Source organism: Plantactinospora sp. A48 (genome assembly GCF_055793945.1).
The window spans coordinates 187,262-203,083 of the sequence record NZ_JBTIXF010000001.1 but is presented as its reverse complement, the minus strand read 5'-3'; the positions used below and the strand labels follow the sequence as shown (position 1 = coordinate 203,083).

General features: G+C 75.8%; 14 protein-coding genes. 10 read left to right on the top strand and 4 right to left on the bottom strand.

Annotated elements, in window-relative coordinates:
• The first annotated feature begins 227 nt into the window (after window positions 1–227).
• Window positions 228–1,448: an MFS transporter gene (locus ACXN5W_RS00955; RefSeq protein ID WP_473156161.1), complete on the top strand. Its 1,221-nt coding sequence runs from the start codon at window positions 228–230 to the stop codon at window positions 1,446–1,448.
• 70 nt (window positions 1,449–1,518) lie between these two features.
• On the opposite strand, the gene ACXN5W_RS00950 is transcribed toward ACXN5W_RS00955, so the two are convergent.
• Window positions 1,519–1,797: a hypothetical protein gene (locus tag ACXN5W_RS00950; protein WP_473156160.1), complete on the bottom strand. Its 279-nt coding sequence runs from the start codon at window positions 1,795–1,797 to the stop codon at window positions 1,519–1,521.
• Window positions 1,798–1,956: 159 nt separating this feature from the next.
• On the bottom strand, window positions 1,957–2,367 hold the full coding sequence (locus ACXN5W_RS00945) for a DUF2795 domain-containing protein (protein WP_473156159.1): 411 nt from the start codon (window positions 2,365–2,367) through the stop codon (window positions 1,957–1,959).
• Window positions 2,368–2,624: 257 nt separating this feature from the next.
• On the opposite strand from ACXN5W_RS00945, the gene ACXN5W_RS00940 reads away from it, so the two are divergent.
• Complete coding sequence (locus ACXN5W_RS00940; RefSeq protein ID WP_473156158.1) at window positions 2,625–3,059, top strand: ChaB family protein; 435 nt, start codon at window positions 2,625–2,627, stop codon at window positions 3,057–3,059.
• Between the two features lie 143 nt (window positions 3,060–3,202).
• Here the strand turns inward: ACXN5W_RS00940 and ACXN5W_RS00935 are convergent, their stop codons facing one another.
• Window positions 3,203–4,642, bottom strand: a complete 1,440-nt coding sequence (locus ACXN5W_RS00935) for an aldehyde dehydrogenase family protein (protein WP_473156157.1) — start codon at window positions 4,640–4,642, stop codon at window positions 3,203–3,205.
• Between the two features lie 133 nt (window positions 4,643–4,775).
• Between ACXN5W_RS00935 and ACXN5W_RS00930 the strand changes: the two genes are divergently transcribed.
• On the top strand, window positions 4,776–6,365 hold the full coding sequence (locus ACXN5W_RS00930; RefSeq protein ID WP_473156301.1) for a phytoene desaturase family protein: 1,590 nt from the start codon (window positions 4,776–4,778) through the stop codon (window positions 6,363–6,365).
• A 162-nt stretch (window positions 6,366–6,527) separates the two neighbouring features.
• Here the strand turns inward: ACXN5W_RS00930 and ACXN5W_RS00925 are convergent, their stop codons facing one another.
• Window positions 6,528–7,295: a polyprenol monophosphomannose synthase gene (locus tag ACXN5W_RS00925; protein WP_473156156.1), complete on the bottom strand. Its 768-nt coding sequence runs from the start codon at window positions 7,293–7,295 to the stop codon at window positions 6,528–6,530.
• Window positions 7,296–7,578: 283 nt separating this feature from the next.
• Between ACXN5W_RS00925 and ACXN5W_RS00920 the strand changes: the two genes are divergently transcribed.
• Genes ACXN5W_RS00920 through ACXN5W_RS00890 form a run of 7 tightly spaced genes read left to right on the top strand, consistent with a single transcriptional unit; the run spans window position 7,579 to window position 15,804 of the window.
• Window positions 7,579–9,270, top strand: a complete 1,692-nt coding sequence (locus ACXN5W_RS00920; protein WP_473156155.1) for an HAD-IIIA family hydrolase — start codon at window positions 7,579–7,581, stop codon at window positions 9,268–9,270.
• Window positions 9,267–10,238 carry a glycosyltransferase gene (locus ACXN5W_RS00915; RefSeq protein ID WP_473156154.1) on the top strand — a complete coding sequence of 324 codons (972 nt, stop codon included), beginning with the start codon at window positions 9,267–9,269 and terminating at the stop codon, window positions 10,236–10,238. The genes ACXN5W_RS00920 and ACXN5W_RS00915 overlap by 4 nt, the downstream gene beginning before the upstream one ends.
• Window positions 10,223–11,437: a glycosyltransferase gene (locus ACXN5W_RS00910; RefSeq protein ID WP_473156153.1), complete on the top strand. Its 1,215-nt coding sequence runs from the start codon at window positions 10,223–10,225 to the stop codon at window positions 11,435–11,437. Before ACXN5W_RS00915 ends, ACXN5W_RS00910 begins: the two co-directional genes overlap by 16 nt.
• Entirely contained in the window at window positions 11,437–12,357 is a 921-nt protein-coding gene (locus tag ACXN5W_RS00905) for a D-sedoheptulose-7-phosphate isomerase (protein WP_473156152.1), read from the top strand. The genes ACXN5W_RS00910 and ACXN5W_RS00905 overlap by 1 nt, the downstream gene beginning before the upstream one ends.
• The gene (locus ACXN5W_RS00900) at window positions 12,354–13,991 is read left to right on the top strand and encodes a PfkB family carbohydrate kinase (protein ID WP_473156151.1); all 1,638 of its coding nucleotides are present in this window, start codon (window positions 12,354–12,356) and stop codon (window positions 13,989–13,991) included. The genes ACXN5W_RS00905 and ACXN5W_RS00900 overlap by 4 nt, the downstream gene beginning before the upstream one ends.
• Window positions 13,988–14,689: an SDR family oxidoreductase gene (locus tag ACXN5W_RS00895; RefSeq protein ID WP_473156150.1), complete on the top strand. Its 702-nt coding sequence runs from the start codon at window positions 13,988–13,990 to the stop codon at window positions 14,687–14,689. Before ACXN5W_RS00900 ends, ACXN5W_RS00895 begins: the two co-directional genes overlap by 4 nt.
• Complete coding sequence (locus tag ACXN5W_RS00890; protein WP_473156149.1) at window positions 14,686–15,804, top strand: glycosyltransferase family 9 protein; 1,119 nt, start codon at window positions 14,686–14,688, stop codon at window positions 15,802–15,804. Before ACXN5W_RS00895 ends, ACXN5W_RS00890 begins: the two co-directional genes overlap by 4 nt.
• Window positions 15,805–15,822 lie beyond the last annotated feature (18 nt).

The window sequence follows — 15,822 nt, the reverse complement described above, 5'->3', positions numbered from 1 at the left end:
CGTGCCGGCCGGGTCGGGTATCACCGGACACCCATGCCGGGCGGTCCGGCCTGGCCCCCGTCCCGGAAACGCCCGACGGAACCCCCGGGGCCGGCTCGATCCGGGTGTCGCTCGGGCTCGACGGGACGGTCCGGTCGGCATTAGGCTCTGGACCGGTAAAGGCCGGGCGTCGCCGCCGGTACGTTTCGCGGCGTTGCCGGCCCGGTACCAGCGCCAGGAGTGCCGCCATGCCGAACGCAGCCCCCAGTGACAGCGGGCTGGCCGCACCACCCAGCGCCCGGGTCAACCCCCGGCTGTCCCTGCTCATCCTGGCCTACCTGGCGTTCGTCAGCCTGGGACTGCCCGACGGACTGCTCGGGGTCGGGTGGCCCTCGGCGGCCGCCGACTTCGGCGTACCCGTCGCCGCGGTCGGACTGCTGCTGACCGCCTCCACCGCCGGATATCTGACCTCCAGCGTCGTGGCCGGTTTCACAGTCGCCCGGCTCGGTGTCGGCGGCCTGCTCGCCGGCAGCACCGCACTGGTCAGCCTGGCCCTGGCCGGGTACGCGGGCGCACCGGTGCTGGCCGTGATGATCGGCTGTGCGCTGCTGGCCGGACTCGGCTCCGGGGCGATCGACAGCGGGCTCAACGCCTACGCCGCCGCCGCTTTCGGCCCTCGGCACATGAACTGGATGCACGCCTTCTTCGGTCTGGGCGTCGCGCTCGGTCCGATGATCATGACCGCCGCGCTGAACACCGGGCTCGGTTGGCGGTGGGGGTACGCGATCGTCGCGGTGGCCCAGGCCGGACTCGCGCTGGCGTTCGTGCTCACGGTCCGCTCCTGGGCCGCCGGCCGACCGTCCGTGCCGGCCGGCGACGCCCGGGTCCGGGTGCCGATCCGGCAGACCCTGGCCCTGCCCCCGGTCTGGCTCGGCGCGCTCGCCTTCGCCGTGTACGTCGCGGTCGAGGTCGGCGCGGGACTGTGGGCGTACCCGGTGCTCACCAACGGGCGGGGCATGGGCACCACGGCCGCCGGGATGGTGGTGGCGCTCTACTGGGGAAGCCTGTTCGCCGGCCGGGTGGTGCAGGGACTGGTCGCCGAGCGGATCGGTAGCGCCGTCGTACTGCGGGGCAGCCTGCTCGGCATGGTGGCCGGGGCGGCGCTGGTGGCCGTACCCGGCCCGGGATGGCTGGCCGCGACGGGCCTGGCCGTGCTGGGCTTCGCGGCGGCCCCCGTCTTCCCGCTGCTCACCCTGACCACGGCGGACCGGGTGGGTGCCGAGCACGCCGACCGGGTGATCGGGGTGCAGATCGGCGCCGCCGGTCTGGGTGGCGCGCTGATCCCGGCCGGCATCGGCGTGTTGATCGGCCGGTTCGGGTCGGCGGCGCTGGGTCCCGCGCTCGTCGTGCTGGCGGTGGCGCTCACCGCGCTGCACCTCGCCGCGCGGCGACCGGGTCAACCGGGCTGACCGCGCCGACCCGGGTCGACCGGGGCAACCGAGCCGGGTCGGCGCGGTTGCCTGCCCTGGTCCCGGCGGCTCAGTGCGGACCGGTGCGGCCGGTGGTCGACGGTCGGAACGGGCGGTCCGGGTCGGTGGCCTGATGCCCGGTGTCATCGACGGCGTCCGGTTCGGTCGACGAGGTGTGGTGTCGGTCGGTGGCCACCGCGCCGTGCCCGAACGCCGACTCCTCGCCCGCGTCGTTGCCGGTCACATCCTCGACCTGGCCGTCACCGGGGGAGGTGGCGATCGCCTGTTCCAGTTCGCTCAGCGGCAGGCGCTCTTCGTCGCGCCACACCCGCGGGTCGTTGTCGGTCATGCCTGCAGCCGTACCCCAGGACCCCGGCGGCAAACGGCCGCGGTCCCTTCCGGGCCGCGGCCGGCCGTCGCGTTCGATCCACCCGCATCGAGCGTTGTCGTGTCGGCACCCGCCCGGGCCGCCGTTGCCCGGGGCTCGCCCGGGACCGGCGGCCCGGGGTCACCAACGGTGGGTCTCGTTGTTGTGACCCAGCGCTGCCCACACCTCGCTCACGGTCTGGAACTCGACCCCGTCGGGCAGCCCGTCCAGGGCCGCGACGATGTCGTCGGGCGCCTCGTTGTCGGTGGCGCTGTCCCGCAGCGTCGTCCGGTCACCGGGCAGCGCGGACAGGCTGATGAACCGGCCCAGCCGGCTGCGCTGCTCGACCTCCTCGGTGGTCATCCCCTGCGGTACGCCGCTGCGGGTGTCGCCGCCGGGTATGGCTGTCGGTTCGGGCTGGTCCTCGCCGGCCGGCTCAGGGGTGTGCCACTCCTCGATCCGGGCACCGGCGCCGCCGGCCACCTGCTCGTTGGCCTCTCGGCTCATCTGGTTGTCGACCCGCGGTCCATGCTTGCTGCTACCACGCTCCATGGCTGATGCGCTACCCGTCGGTATGCCGGCTAAACGCCTGCGGCGGGCGCGGCGGGCGCGGTGGGTGCGGCGGGCGCGGTGGGTGCGGCGGGCACGGTGGGTGCGGCGGGCACCGTGGTCGCCAACGGCGTCCGGGCGGCGTTCGCCGGTCGCCGGTCGTTGGGCGGCGTTTGCCGGTCGCCGGTCGCTGGGCGGCGTTTGTCTTCGTCCGACCCGGGAACGCGGCGGGTCGCTGCTGCTCTGATGGGGAGGACGGCATGCCAGGACGCGAAGTGCTGCCCAGCACGCTGCGCCGGTCCGACGTGAAGGCGCAGGACACCTGGGCCAGGACGCACGACTCGGCGGTGAACACCTACGGTGAGGGCGAGCGGGCCCACCGCACCGCCTTCGCCGCGGTGAAGCACACCCACGAGAAGGTGGGCGACCACTGGGAGCCGAAAGGGCGCAAGGGGCCCAGCGACCGGCAGGCGGCTGGTGGCGGCCCGGCCCGGCGGGCACCCACGGCCGGCGGAGTGGACGCGAACGCGCCGAAGGAACACCTGATGGCGGTGGCCAGGAAGCTGGACGTGCCGGGTCGGTCCCGGATGACGAAGCCCGAGCTGGTCACGGCGATCCAGAAGGCGAACAATCGCCGCACCACCGCTGCCCGGGGGCGCGGGCGTACCGCAAACCAGGGCGGGCGTAGCCGCTGACCAGCCCGTCTCGTGCGCGCGGCGACGGTGTGCCCGGCGCGGAGCCGAGACGGAAGGCGGCTGTCCACCTCGCCGCGGCCCTGGCCGTGGCGCTCTGGCGCGCGATCAGCGCCGGGGGAAAATCTCATGACCGCCTTTCAGCGCTACCAGGGGGGTGAGGCGCCGCCGGGGCCGTTCAGGTGGACCACCTTGGTCACCGTCATCTCGTCGAGCAGCTCCGGGCCGTAGCCGAAGCCCTCGCCACTGCCCCGCCGCGGCTGCGCGGCCCCACCCGGCGCACCACCGAAGACCGAGTTGATCTTTACGGTACCGACCGGAAGCTCCCGCCAGGCCCGCTGAGCCCGCGCCATCGACCCGGTCAGCACCGTGGCTGCGAGCCCGTATCGGGAACTGGCGGCCCGGGACAGCGCCTCGTCGAACGACTCGACCACCATCACCGGGGCGACCGGGCCGAACGTCTCGTCGCGCAGCACGAGCATCTGGTCGGTGCAGTCGGCGAGCACGGTGGCCGGGTAGAAGGCGCCGGGTCCCGTGGGGACCACACCACCGAGCAACAGCCGGGCACCGTCCGCCACGGCGGCCTCGACCTGGGCGTGTACGTGCTCACGCTGCCGCCGGTCCACCAGTGGCCCCAATTCGGTCAGCGGATCCCGCCCCGGACCCATCCGCAGCGCCTCGGCCCGCTCCACCAGCGCGGTCAGGAACCGGGCGGCGACATCCCGCAGTACGTAGATCCGCTCCACCGACACGCACAGCTGGCCCGAGTTCGCGAACGCGCCCAGGGCCGCCTGCTCGGCGGCCCAGCGCGGGTCGACGTCGGCGTCCACGATCAGCGGGTCGCTGCCGCCGTTCTCCAGCAGCGGCTTGGCGTAGGTGCGGGCGCAGGTGGCCGCGATGGACCGGCCGGTGGCCGTCGAACCGACGTGGGCCACCAGGTCGACCTCGGCGGCGGCCAGCGCGGCGCCGACCGTACCGTCGCCGGTGAGCAGCGAGAGCACCCCGGACGGCAGGTGTTCGTCCAGCAGCCGGGCCAGCAGCCAGCCCGTGCCGGGGGTCCGTTCGCTCGGCTTGTGGACCACGGTGTTGCCGCTGACCAGGGCGGCGCCCAGCAGGCCGCACGAGACGGCGACCGGATCGTTCCAGGGGGTCAGCACGGCGACCACCCCGCGCGGCTGCCGGACCATCACGTCGATCGCCCCGGGGTCACCCTGCAACGAGCGGCCACCGTGCAGCGGGCCCAGTTCGGCGTACTGCCGGAGGGTCGCGACCCCGGCTTCCACGGCGGCGCGGGCCGCGCCGATCGGCCGTCCCATCTCCGCGGTCTGAGCGGCGGCGAGTTCCTCGGTGGCGGCCTCGACGGCGTCGGCCGCCCGGTGCAGCGCGGCGGCGCGCTCCGCGGCCGGGGTCTGCGCCCAGCGGACCCCGGCGGCGTGGGCGGCCTTCACGGCCGCGGCGACCTCCTCGCCGGAGGCGACCGGCGCGGTGGTCACCGGCGTATCGTCGGCGGGATCACAGACCTGGAACTCGCCGGCCCCGTCCGTGGCGCCCCAGGCGCCCGCGATGAGTTGCTGTACCCGGTACATGCCGGTCAGGTGCCCCGGTCCGGGCGAAACAAACGCCGCCACGGTTGCCCGCCGGGCGTGGTTCGGTTGGACCGAGCGCCGCCACGGCCGGGTCCGGCCGTCGGCGCGGTGGGAAGGGGAGCGCCTGGTGTCGGTGACGACGGTGGACGCGGTGGTGATCGGTGCCGGCCACAACGGGCTGGTGGCGGCCAACCTGCTGGCCGACGCCGGCTGGGACGTGATGGTGCTGGAGGCGACCGGCGAACCGGGTGGCGCGGTGCGCTCCGCCGAGGTGACCGCGCCGGGCCATCTCAGCGACCTCTACAGCTCCTTCTACCCGCTCGCGGTCGCCTCGCCGGTGCTGCGTGGGCTGGGTCTCGACCGGTACGGGCTGGCCTGGCGGCACGCTCCGACCGTGCTCGCCCACCTGCTTCCCGACGATCGCGCGGCGGTGCTGGACCGTGACCCGCGGACCACCGCCGGCTCGCTCGACGGGTTCGCGGCCGGTGACGGGCAGCGTTGGCTCGACCTGTACGACGAGTGGCGCCGGATCTCCGGGCCGCTGCTCGACGCCCTGTTCACCCCGTTCCCACCGGTACGCGCCGGCGCGGCCCTGCTGGCCCGGCTACGGACCGCCGACGCGCTGCGGTTGGCCCGCCGGATGGTGCTGCCGGTGGACCGGCTCGGCGCCGAACTGTTCCGGGGGGAGGGGGCGCGGTTGCTGCTGACCGGCTGCGCCCTGCACACCGACCTGGCCCCGTACGACGTCGGCTCGGGCGTGTACGGCTGGCTGCTGGCCCTGCTCGGCCAGCAGGTCGGCTGGCCGGTGGCCGCCGGTGGGGCGGGCCGGATCACCGACGCCCTGCTGGCCCGCCTCGCCGAGCGCGGCGGCCGGGTCTGCTCCGGGGAGCGGGTGGACCGGGTGCTGGTGGCCCGGGGACGGGCCATGGGGGTCCGTTCGACCGGCGGTATGTGGCGGGCCCGGCGCGCGGTGCTGGCCGACGTACCGGCCCCGGCGCTGCTGCTCGATCTCGTCGGGCCGCGCTGGCTGCCGCCGCGACTGGTCGCCGACCTGGAGAACTTCCGGTGGGACGGCTCCACCGTGAAGGTGGACTGGGCCCTGTCCGCCCCGGTGCCGTGGACCAACCGGCAGGTGGCCGGCGCCGGCACGATACACCTGGGCGGTGACGCGGCGGGACTGCGCCGGTACGCGGCGGCGCTCGCCGACGGTGAGCTGCCGAGGGAACCGTTCCTGCTGGTCGGGCAGTTGGCGACGGCCGACCCGGGACGGGCGCCGGCCGGTGGCGAGACGCTGTGGGCGTACACCCATCTGCCGTTCCGGCGGGACTGGCCGGCGGGGGAGGTCGCCGAGCTGGTCGGCCGGATGGAGGCGGTGTTGGAGCGGCACGCGCCGGGCTTCGGCGCGCTGGTGACCGGGCGTCACGTGGCCGGTCCGGGTGACCTGGAGCGGGCCGAACCCAGCCTGGTGGGCGGTGCCGTCGGTGGTGGCACCGCCGCGGCGTACCAGCAGCTGGTGTTCCGCCCGGTGCCCGGCCTGGGGCGGGCGGACACGCCGGTGGACCGGCTCTTCCTGGCCAGTTCGTCGGCGCATCCGGGCCCCGGCGTGCACGGCGGGCCCGGCTCGAATGCCGCGCGGGCGGCGCTGGCCCGCGACCGGGCCGGCACCGGTGGCCTGTACGCGGCGGTGCTCGCCGGCGCGCACCGGGCCGTCTACCGCGACTGACCGCGCGCGGCGCGGCATCCCCGAACGCCGCCGCCCGGCACCGGCACCGGCACCGGCACCTCAGGATTTTCCGCGACCGCAGGGTCCCCGGCGCCGCCCGGAGTCCCCGCGTTCCTGACGGCGCGGCGGGGACCCCTGGGCGGGGGTGGGCCTCCGGGCCGGCTACCGGCCCAGGCCGCGGTGCCGGCTGCGCAGCTTGAACGGCATCAGCGCGCTTTCGATCTTGGTCGCGGTGGTCATCTTCGAGGCACCGTCGCGGCGTTCCTCGAACCGGATCGGCACCTCGACGATGGTGTGCCCCAGCTTGGTGGCCAGGTAGTGCATCTCCACCTGGAAGCTGTAGCCGTTGGACTGCACCCGGTCGAGGCCGATGTCCCGCAGGGCGTCCGCGCGCCAGATCTTGAACCCGGCCGTGAGGTCACGGATCCGGACCTGCAGCAGGGTGTGAACGTACAGGTTCGCCCAACCGCTGAGCGCCCGCCGGTAGATCGGCCACGCCTCGTCGAGCTGGCCACCGGGCACGTACCGGGAGCCGATCACCACGCCGGCCTGGGTGGAGAGCAGCGCGCCGAGCATGCCGGGCAGGGCCTCCGGCGGGTGGGACAGATCGGCGTCCATCTGGGCCACATACTCGGCCCCGGCGTCCAGGGCCCGGCCGATCCCGTCGATGTACGCCCGGCCCAGCCCTTCCTTGCCGGGCCGGTGGGCGACCTGGATCCGGTCGGGGTGTTCGGCGGCGAGCTTGTCCGCGACCTCACCGGTGCCGTCGGGCGAGTTGTCGTCGGCGATCAGGATGCTCATCCCGGGCAGGGGCAGAGCCAGCAGCCGCTCGACCAGCACGGGCAGGTTGCCGGCCTCGTTGTAGGTCGGAACGACGACGGTAAGGCGTGCGTCCCGCCAGGGGGAGGGCAGCTGCACGGGTTCGGTCATGCGGATCATCCTCGGCTTGCCGACAGCGGTTCAAGGTGGAAAGGGTACCCAGTCGGACTGGGAACGCGGCGTTGGGTGTGTACCGCAGCGGGTCGGGTGTCGAAACGTGACGGCCGGTTAGCTTCTCCGGGACGGCGGGTATCGCACCCGGTGACGGCCCGGCACCAGGCGGTGTGGGCAGGGGTTTACTTCTCCTGCCCCAGGGAACGCGCCGCCCGTGCGCAACGACCGGGTTGACCCGTATCAGCGCAGGTCAGGCGCCTACGAAGCCGGCCGTGCGACGGTGCCGGGCGGCCTGGGTCGGACCGCGCGGCTGTTCGACGCGGTGCTGCTCGACCGGGACGGCACGCTGATCCACGATGTGCCGTACAACGGCGATCCCGACCTCGTCCGCCCGGTCCCGGGCGCGCGGGCGGCGCTGGACCGGCTGCGCGCCGCCGGCCTGTCGCTGGGCGTGGTGACAAACCAGTCCGGCCTGGCCCAGGGTCGGTTCACCGAGGCCGACCTGGCCCGGGTGAACGCCCGGGTCGAGCAGCTGCTGGGCCCGTTCGACACCTGGCAGGTCTGCCCGCACGCGGCGGCCGGCGACGGTACCGGCTGCCGGTGTCGCAAGCCCGAGCCGGGCCTGGTCCACGCCGCGGCCCGGGCCCTGGGCACGGTGCCCGCCCGGTGCGTCGTGGTCGGGGACATCGGGACGGACCTGGTGGCCGCGGGTGCCGCGGGCGCGGCGGGGATCCTGGTCCCGACGCCGGTGACCCGGCCCGCGGAGATCGCCGCGGCGCCGGCCGTCGCCGCCGACCTGGCCGAGGCCGTCGAACTGATCCTGCTGCGCCAACGACTGTTCGCCGGGCAGGTCCGCCCGACCCGGTCCCGGCGGCGCGGCGTGCTCGTGGCCCGGACCGACTCGGCCGGCGACGTCCTGGTCACCGGGCCGGCGATCCGGGCGGTGGCGGCCGGCGCCGAGCGGGTGGTGCTGCTGTGCGGGCCGCGCGGACGGGCCGCCGCCGAGCTGCTGCCCGGGGTGGACGAACTGGTGGAGTGGCCGTTGCCGTGGATCGATCCCCGCCCCCGGCCCGTCGACAGGTCCGGGATGGATGAACTGGTCGACCGGCTCGCCCGGGTCGGTGCCGAGGAGGCGGTGCTGTTCACCTCGTACCACCAGTCGGCGTTGCCGCTGGCCCTGGCCCTGCGGATGGCCGGGGTGGGTCGGATCAGCGCGATCAGTGACGACTATCCGGGTGCCCTGCTCGACGTGCGGCACCGGGTGCCGCCGGGCATCCCCGAACCGGAGCGGGCGCTGTCGCTGGCCGCCGCCGCCGGCTTCCGGCTGGCCGCCGACGACGAGCCGGGCCTGCGGATCCGTACCGACCGGCTCGCCGCGCCGGTGGCCGGCACACCCATGGATCCCGGGTACGTCGTGGTGCATCCCGGCTCCTCGGTGCCGGCCCGGGCCTGCCCGCCCGAGGTGGCCGAGCGGATCGTCGGGGCGCTGACCCGCGCCGGTCACCGGGTGGTGGTGACCGGCGGGGCGCGGGAACGGGCGCTGACCGCCCGGGTCGCCGGAGAAACCGGTATCGACCTGGGCGGCCGGACCTCGCTGGCCGGGTTGGCCGCCGTGCTGGCCCGGGCCGGTTGTCTGGTCGTGGCCAACACCGGTCCGGCGCATCTGGCGGCGGCGCTCGGCACGCCGGTGATCAGCCTGTTCGCCCCCACCGTGCCGTTCGGGCAGTGGGGGCCGTACCGGGTGCCCGTGGTCCGGCTGGGGGATGCCGGTGCCGCCTGCCGGGACACCCGGGTGACCGCCTGCCCGGTGCCGGGTCACCCGTGCCTGTCCGGGGTGGACCCCGGGGATGTGCTGGCGGCGGTCCGGCTGCTCGGCGTGCGCCCGGGCGGTGCCCAACCGGCGCCGAGCGGCCAGCTCCGGGCCACGCCGCCGGCCGTGCCGGCGCTGGCCGTACCCGAGGTGGCGTCATGAACATCCTGCTGTGGCACGTACACGGGTCCTGGACCACCGCGTTCGTCCAGGGCAAGCACCGTTACCTGGTGCCGGTCACCCCGGACCGTGGTCCGTACGGGCGGGGACGGGCCGACACCTACCCGTGGCCGGACACGGTCGTCGAGGTCAGCCCCGAGGAGCTGGCCGTCGAGGACGTGGACCTGGTCGTCGTGCAGCGACCCGAGGAGGAGGACCTGGCCCACCGCTGGCTGCGCCGCCGGCCCGGCCGGGACCTGCCGTTCGTCTATGTCGAGCACAACACCCCCAAGGGCGACGTGCCGTTCAGCCGGCACCCGGTGGCCGACCGGGACGATCTGCTGCTGGCCCACGTCACGCACTTCAACGAGCTGTTCTGGGACGCCGGCGGCACCCGGAGCACCGTGGTCGAGCACGGGATCGTGCCACCGGTCGCGCAGTGGACCGGTGAGTTGGACCGGCTGGGTGTCGTGGTCAACGAGCCGGTCCGGCGGGGCCGGGTCACCGGCACCGACCTGCTGCCCCGGTTCGCCGCCCTCGCCCCGCTGGACGTGTACGGCATGGGGGTCGCCGGACTGCCCGAACACCTCGGCCTGGCCGACCGGATCACCCCGTACGACAACCCGCCGCAGGCCCGGATGCACGCCGAGCTGGCCCGGCGGCGGGTCTACCTGCACCTGTGCCGGTGGACCTCGCTGGGTCTGAGCCTGATCGAGGCGATGACCATGGGAATGCCGGTGGTGGCGCTCGCCACCACCGAGGCGGTCGCCGCGGTGCCACCGGAGGCCGGGGTGCTGTCCACCCGGATCGACGACCTGGTGAACGCCGCGCGGTGGCTGCTCGACGAGCCGGCGCAGGCGCGTCGGCTGGGGGATCGGGCCCGGGTTCTCGCCCGTACCCGGTACGGCCTGGAGCGGTTCCTCGCCGACTGGGACCGGCTGTTGGAGGAGGAGCTATGCGCATCGCGATGATCTCGGAGCACGCCAGCCCGCTCGCGGTGCTCGGCGGCGAGGACGCGGGTGGCCAGAACACCCACGTCGCGGAGCTGGCGACCGCGCTCGCCGAGGCCGGTCACGACGTGCGGGTCTACACCCGCCGCGACGACGGGCGGCTGCCCGAGCTGGTGCCGGCCGGCGCGCGGGTGACCGTGGTACACGTGCCGGCCGGGCCGGCGGCACCGGTCGCCAAGGACGAGCTGCTGCCCCACATGCCGGAGTTCAGCAGGTGGCTGACCGAGGCGTGGCGGGACGACTGGCGCCCCGACGTCGTACACGCGCACTTCTGGATGAGTGGGCTGGCCGGGATCACCGCGGGGCGGCGTACCGGGGTCCCGGTGGTGTTGACGTACCACGCGCTGGGCACGGTCAAGCGTCGCCACCAGGGCGCCATGGACACCAGCCCACCGGGCCGGATCGACTACGAACGGGCCCTCGGCCGGGCCGTCGACCGGGTGATCGTGCAGAGCAGCGACGAGGTGGGGGAGCTCGCCCAGCTCGGCGTGCCGCGCGACCAGCTCAGCGTGATCCCGTCCGGGGTCAACCTCGCGGCGTTCGCGCCCACCGGCGAGGCCGCGCCACGGGACCCCGACCGGCCCCGGGTGTTGACCGTCGGCCGGCTGGTCGAACGGAAGGGCTTCCAGGACGTGATCCGGGCGATGCGGTCGGTGCCGAACGCCGAGTGCCTGATCATCGGCGGACCGCCGCCGGACCGGTTGGCGACCGACCCGCAGGCCCGCCGGCTCACCGAGCTGATCGACCGGTCCGGCCTCGCCGACCGGGTCCGGCTGGTCGGCGCGGTGCCCCGGGAGCGGATGTCCTACTGGTACCGGTCGGCGGACGTGCTGGTCGCCGCCCCCTGGTACGAGCCGTTCGGCCTGACGCCGCTGGAGGCGATGGCCTGCGGCGTACCGGTGATAGGTACCGCCGTGGGCGGCCTCACCGACACCGTCGTGGCGGGCCTGACCGGTGACCTGGTGCCGCCGCGCGACCCGGCGGCGCTGGGCGCCGCGATCGCCCGGCTGCTGTCGAACCGACTGCGCCGGTTCGCCTACGCGACGGCCGCGCTGGACCGGGCCCGCAGCCGGTACTCCTGGCAGCGCACGGCCGACCAGCTCGCCGCCGTGTACGCGGCGGTGGGGCGGGTGCGCGAACCGAGCCGGGTGGGCGCGTGATGTCCGACGGGGCGGGGGCCCTGGACAGTCACCTCGCCGGGCTCGCCGCGACGCTGCTGCCGTACCGGGAGGCCGCGGCCCGGCTCGGGCAGTGGGGTGGTGAACTGGCCTGGCGTCTCGGCCACGGCGGCCGGCTGCTGATCGCGGGCAACGGGGGCAGCGCGGCCGAGGCCCAGCACCTCGCCGCCGAACTGGTGGGGCGGCTGCGCGGCGACCGGGTGCCGCTGTCGGCGCTGGTGCTCAGCGCCGACACCTCGACCCTGACCGCCATCGGCAACGACTACGGGTACGACGAGGTCTTCGCCCGCCAGGTGCGGGCGCACGGGCGGCCCGAGGACGTGCTGTTGCTGCTGTCGACCAGCGGTCACAGTCCCAACCTGATCCAGGCGGCCCGCGCCGGTACCGAGCTGGGGCTGCGCTGCTGGGCGCTCACCGGCCCGGCGCCCAACCCCCTGGCCGAGGTCTGCGCCGACGTGCTGGCCGTACCGTCGACGGATCCCCAGGTGGTGCAGGAGCTGCATCTGGTCTCGGCGCACGTGCTCTGCGAGTACGTCGAGGCCGCGTTGCTGACCGTGCTGGGGCCGGCCGGGTTCGCCGGCCGGGCGGTCGGGTCGGCCGGCGCGGCCCGGTCCGGCACGGCCGGTCGCCCGACCGGCGTGTCGCCGCTGGCGTCGCCTGCGCCGCTGGCCGGACCCGCGATCGGCGTCCCCACCGGACTGCCGGTGACGGCCCCGCCGGTGCGGCCGGCCGCGCCCGCCCCGCCAGTCGAGCCGGTCAGGATGGCACCGCCGGTGGAACCGGTGGTGACCGGCCCGCCGGCCGGTCCGGTGCCGCCGGACGCCGAGCCGGTGGTACCGCCGGCCGGGGTCGAGGTGACCCTGACCGAGGCACCGGACGACGCGCCGGGGGCCGGCCGGTGAGCGGGCCGCTGGTCGTCCTCGGCGACACGCTGCTGGACCGGGACGTCGAGGGGGTGGTGAACCGGCTCTGCCCCGATTCGCCCGTACCGGTGCTCGACGAGGGCGAGTCAGCGGACCGTCCCGGCGGCGCGGGCCTGGCGGCGCTGTTCGCGGTCGGGCACGGCCGGGAGGTCGCGCTGGTCACCGCGCTCGCCGACGACGCCGGTGGGGCCCGGCTGGCCACCCTGCTGACCGCCGCCGGGGTGCGGGTCTACGCGCTGCCGATGCGCGGCGCCACCCCGGAGAAGATCCGGCTGCGGACCCGCGGCCAGGTGCTGCTGCGGCACGACCGGGGCGGTCCCGCCGGCCCGCCGGGGGACCCGGCCGACGCCGTGCTCGACCTGATCGCCGAGGCCGCCGGCGTGCTGGTGGCCGACTACGGCCGGGGGGTGGCCCGGCATCCCGCGCTGCGGGCCGCGCTGGCCGCCACCCGGGCGCCGGTGGTCTGGGACCCGCACCCGCGCGGGCCGGTCGCGGTCGCCGGGGCGCGGCTGGTCACCCCGAACGAGAACGAGGTCCGGGAACTGGTGGGTGCCGCCCCGGGCGGCTCGCGGCTGTCGGCGGCGGCCCGGGGGGCGCAGGGCCTGCGTCAACGATGGCGGGTGGCCGCCGTGGCGGTCACCCTCGGCGGCGACGGTGCCCTGCTCAGCCACGCCGGGTCGACCCCGCTCGTGGTCCGGGCCCCGGTCGCGGCACCCGGTGACACCTGCGGCGCCGGGGACCGGTTCGCCGCCACCGCGACGGTCGCGCTGGCCGACGGCGCCCTGGTCTCCGAGGCGGTCGAGCGGGCCGTCGCCGAGGCGTCGGCCTACGTGGCGCGCGGTGGGGTGGCCGCCGCGGTACCCGCCGTGCCGGTCACGCCCGCCGTGCCGGTCACGCCCGCCGTGCCGGTCACGCCCGCCGTGCCGGTCACGCCCGCCGCGTCGGCCCCGTCGGTCCCGTCGGTCACGTCGGCCGCGCCCGCTGTGCCGGTCACGCCGGCCGCGTCGGCCGCACCCGCCGGCTGCGCGTCGCCCGCGTCCGCTCCGGCGGCCGGAGCGCGCCGGGCGGTGTCCACCGCGGTCGACCGACCGGCCGTACCGGACGACCGGATCGGCGTGGGGGCCGCCGGCGCGGTGGTGGCCCGGGTACGCGCCCGAGCCGGCACGGTGGTGGCCACCGGCGGCTGTTTCGACCTGCTGCACGCCGGTCACGTCGCCACCCTGGAGGCGGCCCGTCGGCTCGGTGACTGCCTGATCGTCTGCCTCAACTCGGACACCAGCGTGGCCGGCCTCAAGGGACCCGACCGGCCGCTGGTCCCGCAGGCGGACCGGTGCCGGTTGCTCGCGGCGCTGGGCTGTGTCGACGCGGTCATGATCTTCGACGAGTCGACCCCGCACGCCGTGTTGTCCTGGCTGCGCCCGGACATCTGGGTCAAGGGCGGCGACTACGCGACGGGCGCCGGTGACGAGCCGCAGCTACCCGAAGCGGAGATCCTGCAACGGTGGGGTGGGCAGACGGTGGTGGTGCCGTACCTCGACGGACGGTCCACCACCGAGATGATCGAGGCGGCCCGCTCGGGCACCGGCCCCCAGCCGGCGAAGGAGGCACGGTGACCGGAAACTCCTCGCGGTCGGGCCCGTCGGTGCTGGTGACCGGCGGGTCCAGCGGGCTCGGCGCGGCCGTGGTGGAGGCGGTGCTCAAGGCCGGTGGCCGGCCCAGCGTCCTGGACCGGCAGCCGCCGGCCGACGGACTGCCGTTCATCCGGTGCGACCTGGCCGACACCCGGGCGGCCGAGACCGCCACCCGGCAGCTCGCCGAGCAGGCCGGCGGACTGGACGGCCTGGTCACGGCGGCCGGAATGGACGTGCCCGGCCGGCTGGCCGAGGTGCCGGCCGAGACCTGGGAACGGGTGGTCACCGTCGACCTGCTGGCCACCGTCGCCGTGGTCCGGGCCGCGCTGCCCTACCTCGAACGCTCCGCCGGCCGGGTGGTGACGGTGGCCTCCACGCTGGGTGTCAAGGCGGTCTCCGACGCGACGGCGTACTGCGCGGCGAAGTTCGGGGTGGTCGGCTTCACCCGGGCGCTCTCGGCGGAGCTGGCCGGGGTGGTCGGGGTGACGCTGCTGATCCCCGGCGGGATGCGGACCGCGTTCTTCGACGAGCGTGACCCGAAGTACCGGCCCGGCCCGGACGCGCGACTCAGCGATCCGAGCAGCGTCGCCAAGGCGGTGCTGTTCGCCCTCGGCCAGCCGCCGGGCTGCTCGATCCGGGAACTGGTGGTGTGCGCCGACGAGGAGACGTCGTACCCGTGATCCTGGTGCTGCGCGCGCTCGGCATCGGTGACCTGGTCACCGCCGTACCGGCGCTGCGCGGGCTGCGGCGGGCCCGGCCGGACCATCCGTTGGTGCTGGCCGCACCCGCCTGGCTGGCCCCGCTGGCCCGGCTGACCGGATGCGTCGACCGGCTCGTCCCCGTCGACGGCCTGGAAGTCGACGGCCCGGAACTGGACGGCCTGGAAATGGACGGGTTGTCGCTGGACGGGTTGTCCGGGCACGGTGTGCCGGGGGAGGGCTTGTCGAGGGACGGCCGGCCGGCGGGCGGCCGGGCCGGGGACGGCCGGCCGGGGGACGGTGCCCTGGCGGGTCGCGGGACGGTGGGCCGGCGGGGCTCGTCGGACGGCGTGGTGCCGGCCGCGTACTGGGCGGTCAACCTGCACGGCCGGGGACCCGAGTCGCACCGCCTGCTCCGCCGGGTCGCCCCGGCGCCGCTGCGGGCCTTCGCCTGCCCCGAGGCCGGCCACACCGACGGGCCGGCGTGGCGTTCCGACGAGCACGAGGTCCGCCGCTGGTGCCGGCTGCTCCACTGGTACGGGGTACCCGCCGACCCGGCCGACCTGGATCTGCCCCGGCCGGATCCGTCCCGGTCACCGGTGGGGGTGACCGTGGTACACCCCGGCGGCAAGGAGCCGGCCCGCCGCTGGCCCGCCGACCGGTTCGCGGCGGTGGCCCGGGAACTCGACCGGCTGGGCCACCGGGTCGTGGTCACCGGTTCGCCGGTCGAGCGGGAACTGGCCGGCCGGGTGGCCGAGGGCGCCGGGCTGCCGTCGAGCGCCGTCGCCACCGGTCTCGACCTGGCCGGGTTGGCGGCGCTGGTCGCGCACGCCCGGCTGGTGGTCAGCGCGGACACCGGGGTGGCGCACCTGGCCACCGCGTACCGGACGCCGTCGGTGGTGCTGTTCGGCCCGGTCCGACCCGAGCACTGGGGACCACCGGCGGACCGTCCCTGGCACCGAGTGCTGTGGCACGACCCGTTCTCCGCGCCGGTCCCGGGTGCGGAGCCGGTCGACGGGCTGCACCCGACGCTTGCCGCGATCCCCGTACCCGAAGTCCTGGCCGCGGTCGCCGACCTCACCCGCCTGTCGCGTTGATCATGAGGTTGACTGGCG